We start from the raw sequence: 12476 nt of genomic DNA, 5'->3' as shown, positions 1-12476 counted from the left end.
CCATAATCTGGCGTTCGGGGTGGGTCAATATTAGATGCAAATCCCGGGTCAGTTTTAAGTGGAAATCAACAATGCCCTAATACCGGCCTTGATCTTGTCAGTCGCTTGGGAGAAGGGTTCAGGTCGTGTCGGGAAAAAAGAGCGTAAACGTGGTTTTATTCTGGGCTGAGGCCGCCTCCACGCGGCCACCGTGAGCCTCGACTATGGAGCGCACAATGGCCAGCCCAAGTCCAGCGCCTTCGCTTTGTCGTGTCCTAGACGGATCGATACGGTAAAAGCGGTCGAAAATGTTACGCAGGTGTTCCGCGGGTATCGCTGGCCCCGGGTTTTGTACGCTCAGCGATATTTCGTGGTTCGAGGGATTGGCCAGCCTTACCAGCACCTTATTACCCGAGGGCGTGTGACGGATGGCATTGGACAGCAGGTTGGAAATCGCCCGACGCAGCATGGCGCGATCCCCTTGGATGCTCGGCGCCTGACCCTCCAATGCCAAGTGGATTTGTCTCTCTTCCGCCAGCGCTTCGAAAAAATCAAACAGTTCATTGACCTCTCTGGTTAGATCCAGCGGCACCTGAACCGGTTTGAGCAGGCCATGGTCACCCTTGGCCAGCCACAGCATTTCATTGACCATCTTGGCCAGACGCTCCTGTTCCTCCAGATTAGAGTACAGGAGTTCACGGTATTGCTCGGGGGCTCTGGCCTTGCCCAGCCCCACCTGAGTCTGGGTGATGAGATTGGTCAGCGGTGTGCGCAGCTCGTGGGCAATATCAGCGGAAAAGTGTGACAGGCGAGTAAAACTCTCTTCCAGTCGGCCAATCATGTGGTTGAACGCGGTGACCAAGCCTTGTAATTCCGATGGAACCGAGGAAGCATCTAGGCGCACATGCAGCCGATCGGCCTGAATGTCTCCCATTCTATCGGAGAGCCCGCGCAAGGGAGCATGCGCTTGATGTACGCCATACCAGGCAGCCAGCAGCGTAACCATGCCAGCAAGGCTCATGATTAACCACAGAGTTTGCTGGAACCTGTCCAAAAACTGCAGGTGAAAGCCTATATCGATGGCAGTAGTGACGGAGTAGCTCTGGCCCATGATGTTATTCTGCGTGAGCACGCCTCGGAAGGTCTTGTCATCCTCATGCCAGGTTTGCAGGTTGGCTGCGTGAATCGCGGGCGCTGGGGTGAGCATAGCGGTCGTCCCTGACAGTTCGGCCCCTGGTGTGGCATAGACAACTTCGCCTTGCCGATTCCGCACCTGAAAGTAAACACCGTGATGTCCCGATATGGCATTGGATAGTGCTTCGCGCCGTCGCGCTGTATCGTTGCTACTATTTCGGAGGGCTTTGACCACGGCTTCGGTCATCACCGCCAGTTCGCCAGCATCCTGTTCGGCGAAGTGGCGCTCGACGGCATTAAGCACCAGGCTTCCGATCAGGATGAGGCTGAGCCCGATGGCCAGCCCGACGAATATCATTACCCGGGTGGCCAGTGACAGTGGTTGCCGATCAGTGAGCTTCATCGTCGGTTTCCACGTCAAGCTTGTATCCCATGCCGCGAACCGTGTGGATCAGTTTGGGTTCGAAATCGTCGTCAATTTTGGCCCGCAGTCGGCGAATCGCTACATCGATCACGTTGGTGTCGGATTCAAAGTTCATGTCCCATACCTGGGAAGCAATCAGGGAGCGTGGTAATACCTCACCGCGGCGCCGGGCCAACAGCTCCAGAAGACAAAACTCCTTATGGCTGAGATTGATTTTTCTGCCGGCGCGCATGACTCGGTGTTTGGGCAGGTCCAGGGTGAGATCGGCCACCTGGAGCTGGTCCGACAGGGTGGGTGTCGAGCTCCGGCGCAGTAACGTGCGTACCCGGGCCAACAGTTCGGCAAAGGCAAAGGGTTTGACCAGATAGTCGTCGGCGCCCAGCTCCAGGCCCTTGACGCGGTCATCCACCGTGTCGCGGGCGGTAAGGAACAGCACCGGGGTCTGGCGGCCGGCTTCGCGTAACGACTGCATAATGCGCCATCCGTCCACATCCGGCAGCATGACATCCAGGATAATCAGGTCAAAAGACTCCGTCATGGCAAGGTGATGGCCGTCGAGTCCATTGCGTGCCAACGCGACAATAAAGCCCGCCTCGGCCAATCCCTGTCTGAGATAGTCGCCTGTTTTTAGTTCGTCTTCCACGACCAATAGTCGCATGCTGTATCGCTCCAGTTTGCTATCACCCCAGCTTGGTATCGCTCCAGTCTAGCCAGCTGTGCCCAACGGCAAGGTTACACGATGATTACAAAACCGTAATGAAAGAGTCATCTGGCAGACAGGGCCTGTTCGCTACGCTGACTGTGCTTCTGAGGAAGGTAAGTTGCCCTCCTCATTCATCACGACCGAGGAGTAGACCATGACACGCGAAACTCTTAGATGGCTGACGGCCTTGCCGGCACTTTTTCTGGCCTTCTCTGCTCAGGCGCATGACCCCGTGGAGCACATGAAAGGGAGCGAAAAACCGGATTGTGCGGCGATGCAGCACACGGATCGTTCCAGGCTGGACAGTGATGATGCGGTCATGCAGGCCATGATGCAGAAATGTATGGACGAAATGCATCGAGACCAGGCCGGGCCGGAGGACTCCCCTGCCGACTATTCTCGGCAGAACGATAACGGCAATGCCAATAGTCCGGCCAAGCACGAGCAGTAAACCAAAGCTAGAATTTGCTTTTTTAGGGGGGAGTATGCCATTCACCAAGTTCCTGTCGTGCATCAAATGTCTCGCGGTGTCTTCCGCCGTGGCTGTCGCGGCGGGCGTGGCGTTCATCTACTCGGGCTTCTATCCTATGGGCGCCGATGACCGCCATACCGCGCTGACCTTTTGGGCGCTGGAAACGCTGCGGGAGCGCTCTATCGCCAGGGCGTCGGCCGGTATCGAGGTACCGGCGAACCTGGATACGCCCGAGCGCCTGTTGGCGGGTGGCGCCGACTACAATGACATGTGTGCCGGCTGCCACCTCAAGCCGGGCAGGACCGAGAGCGATTTCACCCTGGGCCTCTACCCGGTGCCGCCGAATCTAACTCAGGTGGCACCGGGCCGTGGCGACCCGGAGGCCCAGGCCCGGCACCGATTCTGGACCATCAAGCACGGCATCAAGGCATCCGGCATGCCGGCCTGGGCGCCGGAGCACGACGATGAACGTATCTGGAACATGGTGGCTTTCCTGCGACGACTTCCTGATTTGTCGCCCGAGCAATACCAGATTTTGACCGCCCGTGGTTCCGCTGATTCGGGTCACCATTGACGAGGGACTATCGTGCAGTGTCAGGCGGCTCGTAGCCGGTGTCACTATTGCAAAAACTATACGAGGTTATGCGATGGAAAAACCAATAGAAGAGGGTCGTAGACGGTTTATCAAATCAGCTATAGGGACGGCATCAGCCCTGGCCCTGGCCAAAATCGCCCCGGCCTGGGCCTATCCAATGGGCCGAAGCTATGGCGACGTCATCAAAGCCGACAGTGCAGTCGATCTGCATATTCGCCGGGAGAACCTGAGTATCGGCGGGCAAATCGGCAGGCCGATTACCATCAACGGTAGCATGCCCGGGCCACTGATCAGGCTGAAAGAAGGGCAGCGAGTCCGACTGAACGTCACCAATGCGCTGGATGAGGACACCTCCATACATTGGCACGGGATTATTCTGCCCGAGAACATGGACGGTGTGCCCGGCGTCAGTTTTCCTGGTATCAAGACCGGAGAGACATTTCATTACGAGTACGATGTTCAGCAGAGTGGGACCTACTGGTATCACAGTCACTCGGGGCTTCAGGAACAGTTAGGTCATCTTGGACCACTTGTCATCGAGCCGGCGGACGGTGATATTGGTGCGGATCGGGAGCACGTTGTTATTCTGAGTGATTGGACCTTTGAAGATCCCTACGAGGTGTTGCGCAACCTCACAGTAGCGGAGGGGTATTACAACTACCAGCAGCGAACACTGGGTGACACTCTGGCCGATATCCGGAACCAGGGGCTGGCCAAAACCTGGGAAGAACGCTCTATGTGGAACCGAATGCGCATGAGCGCCCGGGATCTGCTGGATGTGACCGGATCCACTTATACCTATCTGATCAATGGGCGCGACAACGCAACCAACTGGACAGCGCTATACAAACCCGGGGAAAAAATCCGCTTGAGAATCATTAACGGTTCGGCCATGTCGTTTTTTGATTTCCGCATTCCCGACCTTGAGATGACCGTGGTCTCGGCAGACGGCCAGCCGGTCAAACCCGTGACAGTGGATGAATTCCGCATCGGGGTGGCGGAGACCTACGATGTCATCGTTACCCCGAAGGGTGATCGACCCTATACGCTGTTTGCGGAAAGCATGGATCGCAGCGGCTATGTGCGGGCCACGTTGGCGACGGAATTGGGACAGGAAGCGGCAGTACCTGAATTGCGACCGGTGCCCGAACGGGGTATGGCGGCCATGGGCATGTCCCATGAGATGAATGGCATGGATATGGAGTCCTCTGGAAGGGATAAATCCGGCATGGATGGGCACCACGACATGCACGCGGGTCAGAGTGCAAAAATGGGCATGGGGCCGCCGCGGCCCTCAGCGCCAGATCTTGGTATTGAACATGCACCGGGTGGACATGGGCCCGGCGCGGCCATGATTGCCCGAAAACCGGTCAGCCGGCTGAACGAAGCCGGCGTTGGCCTTGACGATGCCACTCATCGTGTCCTGGTCTATGGTGATCTCATTGGCGCCCATCCCTGGCCGGACGAGAGGAAGCCGGAGCGGGACATCGAGCTCCATCTCACCGGCAATATGGAAAGATACATGTGGTCCTTTGACGGTTTGAAGTTTACCGAAGTCGATGGGCCGGTGGAATTCCACCACGGCGAGCGTCTGCGTTTGATTATGGTGAACGACACCATGATGGATCACCCCATTCATTTGCATGGCATGTGGATGGAGCTTGAGAACGGTCAGTACCCCCGGCCTCGGAAACATACTATTAGTCTCAAGCCAAGCGAAGTGGTCTCGCTGCAAATCAGCGCTGATGCGCCCGGTAGCTGGGCCTTCCACTGCCATCTCCTCTATCACATGAAGGCGGGAATGTTCCGCGTAGTCAATGTCAGTTAAAGGGGGATCCATGAGGACACTGAAAATTGTGATGTCTTTATCCTTGGCAGGGATGAGCGTTCCGCTGTTCGCCGGCCACGCTGAAGATCACTGGCCGGAGCCCATCAAGCCGTATCGCACCGGTCAGGTACTGTTTGACCGACTGGAAATCACACGCACGGAGAATGATGAGGACTTGATCGTCTGGGATATGCTCGCCTGGTACGGTGGAGATAGAAACCGAATCTATTTCAAGAGCGAAGGGGAGAACAGGTCAGATGACGGCGAGCCTACCGAGCTCGAGCGCGCGGAGTTACTGGCCAGCCGCCTGATTGCACCATTCTGGGAAATACAGGGAGGCGCTGGTACACGGGGTTCGGTGGCGTCGGGAGCAGAGCGGGAAAACTACCTGGTGTTCAGCCTGTTTGGTATGGCTCCCTATCGGTTCGAAATGGATAACTCCATCACTGTCAACGAAGACGGAGATATCGCCGCGAACATTGAAGCTGAATACGATATTCGTCTGTCTCAGGTGTCGTATTTACAGCCACGTCTGGAGGTGGAAGCGGCATTCACTGACGCTGAAGAGTATGATCGCCCCAGTGGATTCAATAATGTGCGTCTGGGATTGCGCTATCGCTACGAACTGTCCAGAGAGTTTGCCCCTTACATTGGTGTCTATTGGAGCCGCGCCCTGGGTGACAAGGCCGACCAGATTCGCGATCAAGGTGGCGATGAGTCCGAAACTGGCGTCGTTATCGGCGTTCGTATGTGGTTCTAGGCCGATACATTGAGCAAACAACCGGAGGGTTCATGGCTGAGGAGAAAGACAGAACAACGCATTACCGGGAAGGTAGCCTGACGTTAGCGGGTACCGTGATGTTGGGAACCGGCGTCATGATCGGCGCCGGTATCTTTGCACTGACCGGACAAATGGCACAAATGACCGGCGTGCTGTTTCCCTTGGCGTTCCTTGCGGCGGCTGTCATCGTCTCATTCAGCGCCTATTCCTATATCAAGATTTCCAACGCCTATCCGTCTGCCGGAGGCATTGGCATGTATCTGCACAAGGCGTACGGAGACCGGTTGCCGACGGCGTTTAACGCCTTGCTGATGTATTTCTCGATGGTGATCGCCCAAAGCTTTCTTGCCCGCACATTTGGTGCCTATACCATGCAGCTTTTTGGCGGAGACGAGAGTGGTCGTATGGTGCCCATTCTCGGGGTGTCACTTATCCTGGCGGCTTTTCTGATCAATCTGATGGGCAACCGCCTTATCGAGAACGTGGCTTCGTTTATCGGCATTTTGAAAATCGGTGGCATTCTGGTTTTCGGACTCGTGGGTGTCTGGATTGCCGATAGCATTTCCGTCGACTTCTCCACCACTGGAGAGGCCGGAACCATTGGCAACTTCCTTGGTGCGACCGCACTGGGGATACTAGCGTTCAAGGGCTTCACAACGATCACCAACAGTGGTTCTGAGGTTAAGGACCCGCATCGCAACGTTGGCCGGGCCATTGTCATTTCTATCGCGGCGTGCGTGGTGATCTACACCCTGGTCGGCTTTGCCGTTGCGAGCAATCTTTCGCTTGCCGAAATCATAGAAACACGGGATTACTCCCTCGCTGCCGCCGCCCGGCCGGCGTTGGGCGATTATGGCGTTTGGTTCACGGTCGCCATTGCGATCATGGCCACCGCCGGCGGCATTTTGGCCAGCATTTTTGCGGTCTCGCGTATGCTCGCAATGTTGACGGAAATGAAACTGGTTCCCCACCGCCACTTCGGCATGCCGGGCAGTATCCAGAAGCACACGCTTGTCTACACCGTGGTTCTGGGGCTGGTCCTGACCGCATTCTTTGACCTCTCCCGGATTGCGGCGCTGGGAATCGTGTTCTACCTGATTATGGACATTGCCATTCACTGGGGCGTTATTCGTTATCTCCGGGAGGACATCAAAGCCCGGGCATGGGTACCCGTCATAGCCATTTTTCTCGACCTTCTCGCACTCGGAGGTTTTGTCTGGGTGAAGGTGAATTCCGACCCCTTTGTAATTGGCGTTGCCGTGGTCACCATGATTGTCATTGCAATTGCCGAGCAGATCTTCCTGAAAAGCTCGGCGCGGGCCAGACAAACGGGTCAGGAGGAATCGCATGCACACCACCACTGAGATCATTTATTGAAACGGAGGGTCATACGATAATGGGAGACCATGTGTTGGGTAACACAATGTGGGCCGGCCACTGGCTGTGGATGCTAGTTATCGCCGTTATCGTCGTACTCCCGGTCTGGCGTATCTGCCGGCGCACAGGCTATCCGGGCTGGCTGGGAATCCTGATACTGATTCCCATCGCCAACCTGCTTTTCCTTTATTTCCTGGCGTTTGCGGATTGGCCGACCAATAAATCGGGAGGTCATAATGACTGAATATCGGCGCGCACACGGATGACTTGCTGGCGGATAAGACCATTTTTTAGCGATAGAGGAACGATAGAGTATGGAAGTTAGAACATTTTATGATCTGATCGAATGGACCCGAAAACTGCATGCCAAACTGGCAGAGTGCCTGGCCCATTGCGCTTCGCGCCACGGTGATGAGCGCGCCTCCTTGCTGCTCGAGTATCTGGCGTCTCACGAAACCGAAATGGAGAAAATGGTTGCGGCCTTTGAACGGCAGGCCGACCCCAAGGCGGCGCACACTTATCTCTACGATTACATGCCGCATAATCCGATTACGACACATTTGGTTTGCGATGATCACTACGCAAAATTGGATGCCGATACGATTAGTGCTGAAGTCTTTGATTTTCACGAGCAAATCATCAACCTTTACCGAACACTTAAGGGCAAGGCTGAAATTCGGGAAGCTGCGGAACTTATGCAATCGCTGCTGGAAATGGAGGAGCACGAAACCAAGCGGTTGGTCCGGCAGGTAGAGCGAATGAACGATTTGTAAGCAGCTGGGCTTACCCCTTTGGTCATGTATCGGTTTGCGGTTGGCTGCGGTCACTCCATAAGCAATAAAGGCGCAAAGCCGCCGCCCGGGGTACGAAAATTGGTGGTCTGGCCCCGATACAGTCTTGCCGCGGCCAGGAGCAGGGCGCCGCGATAGGTATACAGACGCACGTCCACCTTGAGCCTTTTCCGTTCGCCATCGACCAGCACCAGACGTTCGGAGGGCGGCACATACGCCTGGGCGATATAGTCGCTTTCAAGAATCCGGGCAAAGGTACTTTTGGTGAGTTTGCTGCCGCGGTACACGCCCTTGCTGCCATGGCTCGCCACGGGTTTGAAGAACCATTGCCGCCGGTGCTGCCAGAGATCCTCCCCGTTGCTGGCGGTGATCGGCACGGTACGCGGGATACCACAGCGGAGCAGTTCGGCGTTTTCAGGGCTCAACCCCCAATTCAGAAGGGTCGCGTGATCCGACAATACCGCCAAATTGCGTTTGTCCGCGAACAGTGCATGTGTATAGGGGTTGGGGGTTATAACAGCGCCTCCGTCGAGCCACGCGGAGCGCAATGCGGCGTGTTCAGGCGTTTCAAGCGGGAAGTCAACCAGACGGTTGTAAACCAGGTCGATTCGCTTGTCGCCACCGTATAACGCGTCTGACTCATACCTGAGGTCAGAAGGAGAGAATATGAAGGCGTCAATACCATGATTTCGCAATAGTTGCTGCGACAACCGGAATTCGGGGTAGAGGTATTGCTCCGTAGGCTTATCATCGACGATCGCGATGCTCTCGGGGCGTCCGCTGCCCCGCTGGGAGCGCCATTCGCTCTCGAACTGGGTGATCACCGCAGCGTCGAAGTCTTCAGCCCAGGACGCATTCGTAGAACCGCCGCAGCATCGTAGTTGGGCCCGTGCCAGCAAGGTATTGAGGAAGGCGCCCCCGGCGTTGGTATTGACTTCGATGAGGCGGGGCCCTTCGTCGCCGAGGTGGAAATCATAGCCCATAAAGGCACCCACAGGCCCGGGGTTGAGTTGTGCATTAGGCGGCGCCCAGGACAGCACCCGTCGTTGATAGTCGGGGAGTGCGGCAGCGGCCTCCAGGGCCTGGACGATGGCCTGCATGTGGTCCAGATCCCGGCCAGGAAGAAAGACGGCGGCATTGGAGAAGAATTGCTGCCAGGCGGTGCTGGACAGGACTTCGTCGATGTTGTCGTCCAGTTGACTGGCGACATTTTTAGCGATTGCCGTCCGATCGAGAGTGACGCAGACGCAGTGCTGGTTCAGCCTTTCCGCTTCCGTCAGTTCTGGAATGTCATCAGGTGGTTGCAAGAGCTGTCCTCTCTTTCCTTTCGCGCTGGCCTGCGGTTACTCCATAGGCCGGCGATGGCTGGCTTGTGGCACAATGAGATTATGGTGACATGAGATTAGCGTTACGGAATCCCCGCATCAAACCGGACTGTATACCATGGTAGCGGAAAGTAAGCGCGACACTGAAACCTTTACCGCCGAGTGTGCCGGTAACGACATCCGGGTTTTTGTGGAGGGGGACGCGCTGTTTGACGCCATGCTGTCTGATTTTGCCTCTGCTAAACGAAGGATCTGGCTGGAATCCTATATTTTTGCCGACGACGCCATAGGGCAGGAATTCGTGAAGGTTCTCAGTGATTGCAGCCGGCGTGGTCTGGATGTGCGGGTGAGGGTCGATGCACTGGGCTCCAAGTTCGGCTTCTCCGGCGGATCGGCCCATCGCATGAAGGCATAGGACGTTAGATTTACGTGGTGCCACCCCTGGCAGTGGCGAAAACCCTGGCTGTTCCACCGTCGCAACCACCGCAAACTTGCCATCGTCGACGATCAGGCAGCGTATCTTGGGGGCTTCAATATCACAGAGCTCAACTCGCGACGGATTTCCGGGGACAACTGCTGGCGCGATACCCATTTTCGCCTCTCCGGCCCGGTGGTTGACGATGCCCGCAAGGCCTTTGAATCCTTTGGTAGGGGAGACCTGAAATGGCAGTGTGGTGGCAACCAGAAAGGGCTAACACTGCTTACCAATCACGGCCGAGCCTGTCGTTTCCGCCTGCGTTGCCATCTGAAAGATCGATTCAACGCTGCCCGCAAGCGGCTGTGGCTGACCACACCCTATTTTGTGCCGGATTCGGGAACCCAGCGTGACCTGTGCCGGGCGGCATCGAAGGGTGTCGATGTCAGAGTGCTGGTGCCGGGAAAGAGCGACGTCCCCTTCGTTCAATGGGCTGCGCGGGCGGCCTATTCCACGTTACTGGCGTCAGGCATTCGGATATTCGAGTACCAGCCCCGTGTATTGCATGCCAAGACCCTGATCGTGGACGACGATTGGAGTACGGTGGGAACGGCCAACTTTGACTACCGAAGCCTGTTTATCAATTACGAACTCAATCTGGCGGCGGAGTGCCACGCTCTGAATGCCACCCTGGCGACCATCTTCGAGAGCGACCTGAATGAGTCGCTTGAGGTCCGGCAACAACCTTGGTCGCGGCGGCCGTTGAGCGCTAGAATGGCCGAATTCATCGGCTGGAGTGCGAGACATTGGCTGTAATGCCGGCCCCAATCCGAACAATAACGTCATAAGGAGTGCTCGGTGAAATCCCAATCCTGGCTCTGGTCTCTGATAGCGGTGTTGGTGCTTGCCGGCGGTTCTTATGGGGTTTTTGTTCTGCTCGGGGAAGAACCCTTACCCCGGGGAATCGTCTATGGCAATGGCCATATCGAGGGTCGGGAAGTGCGGATCGCAGCCGAAGTGGCTGGGCGGGTCGTTGAGCACAGCCTTGCGGAAGGCAGCAAGGTCTTGGCGGGGGACACTGTCGCGGTTATCGATCCCGCCGACGCCAGGGACCGCCTGCGCTCGGCACGGGCCGAGCTGGCCGCCGCGCGGGAAGCCCGCGACGCCTTCGACAGCCAAATCGCCACCTGGCGCCATCATCTAATGACTGCCGAGAAGCAGCTGCAGCGGGTCCGTGACTTGCGTTCCCGCAATCTGGCCAGCGCCAGTGATCTGGATCAGGCGGAAAATGCTGTCAGGGAGGCCCAGGGTCGGCTCCAGTCTCTCCAGCGGCAAAGGGATGCCGCGGAAGAGCAGGTGGCTGCCAGGGCGGCGCAGGTGGCTTTGGCCGAATCGCAACTGGAAAAAGCGGAGGTTACCGCGCCCATGTCGGGGACCATACTGATCCGAGCGGTGGAGACAGGAGAGGTGGTAGACGCCGGTCAGCCTCTGGCCACGATGGTGAACCTGGAACAGCTCGAACTCAAGGTCTATGTCCCCGGCGATATCGTCACCCGGATCAGTCTGGGGGACCCGGCCAGAATCCGGGTGGACGGATTGTCCAGGGATTTATCCGCCAAAGTCGGCCGGATCGATGATTTCGCCCAGTTCACGCCCCGCGATGTCCACATGCCCGATGAGAGAGTGCGCATGGTCTATGGCGTCACCCTGGTGCCCGATAACCCCGCCGGCGCGCTGAAACCCGGTATGCCGGCGGATGCCTGGATTCGGTGGGATCCGGGCACCGGGTGGCCAGCGACGCTCCCGGTCCCAAGCCGCTGATCGCCCATGCCTGCCGCCGAACCCATCGTCGCCGAGGGCCTTGGCCGCCACTTCGGAGACAAGATTGCCATCGAACCGCTGGATATTTCCGTTGATCGCGGTCAGCGAGTGGGCATTGTCGGCGCTGATGGCGCTGGCAAGACGACGCTGTTACAGATGTTGGCCGGTATCCTCGATCCTACAGAGGGGGAATGTCGGGTGCTGGGTTTCGATACCCGTCACGGGGCCAAGCGGATTGCCGCTCGTATTGGCTACATGTCCCAGGGGTTTACGCTCTACGATCGACTCAGCGTCAAGGAAAATCTGACCTTTGCCGCCCGCATCCGGGATGTGCCTGACAAACTCTACCGGGAGCGTTCGGAGCAGTTGCTATCCATGGCGGGGCTCGGCCGTTTTACTGACAGACCTGCAGCCAAGTTGTCCGGCGGCATGCGGAAAAAGTTGTCGCTATGTGCCAATCTGGTTCACCAACCGGAACTGCTTATTCTCGATGAGCCGGGGCTCGGCGTCGATCCCCTTTCCCGGCGCCATCTCTGGGCCATGCTAGACCGGTTCCGGGCGCAGGGCATTACCACGGTTGTGGCCACCTCCTATATGGACGAGGCGGAGCGCTGCGACAGAATACTGCTGCTGGAACAGGGGCGCGTTCTCGCTGATGGCACACTGGAAGAACTGCTGAGGGACATCGCCGGACGGGTTTTCACCGTACACGCTGAAAATGCCGGGCGCGGCTTGCGGGAGTTGTCCGGCATCCTGGCTCAGAATGTAAGCAATGGGATGGACTCCTCCTCACCTAACCGGCATCTACGTGCCAAAATGGTGAGTGATAAG

14 protein-coding genes are annotated in these 12476 nt (G+C 57.3%); 11 read left to right on the top strand and 3 right to left on the bottom strand.

Annotation, left to right across the window (positions count from 1 at the left end):
• Positions 1–118: 118 nt before the first annotated feature.
• Positions 119–1516, bottom strand: coding sequence for a Cu(+)/Ag(+) sensor histidine kinase (locus tag ACYVGS_RS18010; protein WP_460590076.1), 1398 nt, complete (start codon positions 1514–1516; stop codon positions 119–121).
• Positions 1503–2195, bottom strand: a complete 693-nt coding sequence (locus ACYVGS_RS18005; protein WP_460590075.1) for a heavy metal response regulator transcription factor — start codon at positions 2193–2195, stop codon at positions 1503–1505. Before ACYVGS_RS18005 ends, ACYVGS_RS18010 begins: the two co-directional genes overlap by 14 nt.
• 199 nt (positions 2196–2394) lie before the next feature.
• Here ACYVGS_RS18005 and ACYVGS_RS18000 point away from each other — a divergent pair, with 199 nt between their 5' ends.
• From ACYVGS_RS18000 to ACYVGS_RS17970, 7 genes are all read left to right on the top strand, one after another.
• A complete protein-coding gene (locus tag ACYVGS_RS18000) occupies positions 2395–2691 on the top strand; it encodes a hypothetical protein (protein WP_460590074.1) in 297 nt (98 codons plus the stop codon).
• A 34-nt stretch (positions 2692–2725) separates the two neighbouring features.
• Entirely contained in the window at positions 2726–3286 is a 561-nt protein-coding gene (locus ACYVGS_RS17995) for a c-type cytochrome (protein ID WP_460590073.1), read from the top strand.
• A gap of 73 nt (positions 3287–3359) precedes the next feature.
• Positions 3360–5135 carry a copper resistance system multicopper oxidase gene (locus ACYVGS_RS17990; RefSeq protein WP_460590072.1) on the top strand — a complete coding sequence of 592 codons (1776 nt, stop codon included), beginning with the start codon at positions 3360–3362 and terminating at the stop codon, positions 5133–5135.
• Positions 5136–5145: 10 nt separating this feature from the next.
• Positions 5146–5895: a copper resistance protein B gene (locus tag ACYVGS_RS17985; RefSeq protein WP_460590071.1), complete on the top strand. Its 750-nt coding sequence runs from the start codon at positions 5146–5148 to the stop codon at positions 5893–5895.
• Between the two features lie 32 nt (positions 5896–5927).
• On the top strand, positions 5928–7280 hold the full coding sequence (locus ACYVGS_RS17980) for an APC family permease (RefSeq protein WP_460590070.1): 1353 nt from the start codon (positions 5928–5930) through the stop codon (positions 7278–7280).
• 44 nt (positions 7281–7324) lie between these two features.
• Positions 7325–7537, top strand: a complete 213-nt coding sequence (locus ACYVGS_RS17975) for a hypothetical protein (protein WP_460590069.1) — start codon at positions 7325–7327, stop codon at positions 7535–7537.
• A 70-nt stretch (positions 7538–7607) separates the two neighbouring features.
• The gene (locus ACYVGS_RS17970) at positions 7608–8066 is read left to right on the top strand and encodes a hypothetical protein (RefSeq protein WP_460590068.1); all 459 of its coding nucleotides are present in this window, start codon (positions 7608–7610) and stop codon (positions 8064–8066) included.
• Positions 8067–8116: 50 nt separating this feature from the next.
• On the opposite strand, the gene ACYVGS_RS17965 is transcribed toward ACYVGS_RS17970, so the two are convergent.
• The gene (locus ACYVGS_RS17965; RefSeq protein WP_460590067.1) at positions 8117–9391 is read right to left on the bottom strand and encodes an ATP-grasp domain-containing protein; all 1275 of its coding nucleotides are present in this window, start codon (positions 9389–9391) and stop codon (positions 8117–8119) included.
• A gap of 136 nt (positions 9392–9527) precedes the next feature.
• Between ACYVGS_RS17965 and ACYVGS_RS17960 the strand changes: the two genes are divergently transcribed.
• The 4 genes from ACYVGS_RS17960 to ACYVGS_RS17945 form a co-directional block, all read left to right on the top strand.
• Positions 9528–9824, top strand: coding sequence for a phospholipase D-like domain-containing protein (locus ACYVGS_RS17960; protein ID WP_460590066.1), 297 nt, complete (start codon positions 9528–9530; stop codon positions 9822–9824).
• 195 nt (positions 9825–10019) lie between these two features.
• Positions 10020–10640: a phospholipase D-like domain-containing protein gene (locus ACYVGS_RS17955; RefSeq protein ID WP_460590065.1), complete on the top strand. Its 621-nt coding sequence runs from the start codon at positions 10020–10022 to the stop codon at positions 10638–10640.
• 42 nt (positions 10641–10682) lie between these two features.
• Positions 10683–11645 carry an HlyD family secretion protein gene (locus tag ACYVGS_RS17950; protein ID WP_460590064.1) on the top strand — a complete coding sequence of 321 codons (963 nt, stop codon included), beginning with the start codon at positions 10683–10685 and terminating at the stop codon, positions 11643–11645.
• 6 nt (positions 11646–11651) lie between these two features.
• Positions 11652–12476, top strand: an 825-nt coding sequence (locus tag ACYVGS_RS17945) for an ABC transporter ATP-binding protein (protein ID WP_460590063.1), incomplete at its 3' end; no start/stop codon positions are given.

The sequence above is a fragment of the Haliea atlantica genome, assembly GCF_054779855.1.
The sequence above is the reverse complement of the archived record's forward strand: the minus strand, read 5'-3'. Positions and strand labels throughout refer to the sequence as shown.

What these genes read in the sequence shown, in the direction of transcription:
- ACYVGS_RS17960 (WP_460590066.1), top strand. Translation starts at nt 9,528, where the DNA reads ATGGTAGCGGAAAGTAAGCGCGACACTGAAACCTTTACCGCCGAGTGT.
- ACYVGS_RS17985 (WP_460590071.1), top strand. Translation starts at nt 5,146, where the DNA reads ATGAGGACACTGAAAATTGTGATGTCTTTATCCTTGGCAGGGATGAGC.
- ACYVGS_RS17995 (WP_460590073.1), top strand. Translation starts at nt 2,726, where the DNA reads ATGCCATTCACCAAGTTCCTGTCGTGCATCAAATGTCTCGCGGTGTCT.
- ACYVGS_RS17970 (WP_460590068.1), top strand. Translation starts at nt 7,608, where the DNA reads ATGGAAGTTAGAACATTTTATGATCTGATCGAATGGACCCGAAAACTG.
- ACYVGS_RS17990 (WP_460590072.1), top strand. Translation starts at nt 3,360, where the DNA reads ATGGAAAAACCAATAGAAGAGGGTCGTAGACGGTTTATCAAATCAGCT.
- ACYVGS_RS18010 (WP_460590076.1), bottom strand. Translation starts at nt 1,516, where the DNA reads ATGAAGCTCACTGATCGGCAACCACTGTCACTGGCCACCCGGGTAATG.
- ACYVGS_RS17980 (WP_460590070.1), top strand. Translation starts at nt 5,928, where the DNA reads ATGGCTGAGGAGAAAGACAGAACAACGCATTACCGGGAAGGTAGCCTG.
- ACYVGS_RS18005 (WP_460590075.1), bottom strand. Translation starts at nt 2,195, where the DNA reads ATGCGACTATTGGTCGTGGAAGACGAACTAAAAACAGGCGACTATCTC.
- ACYVGS_RS18000 (WP_460590074.1), top strand. Translation starts at nt 2,395, where the DNA reads ATGACACGCGAAACTCTTAGATGGCTGACGGCCTTGCCGGCACTTTTT.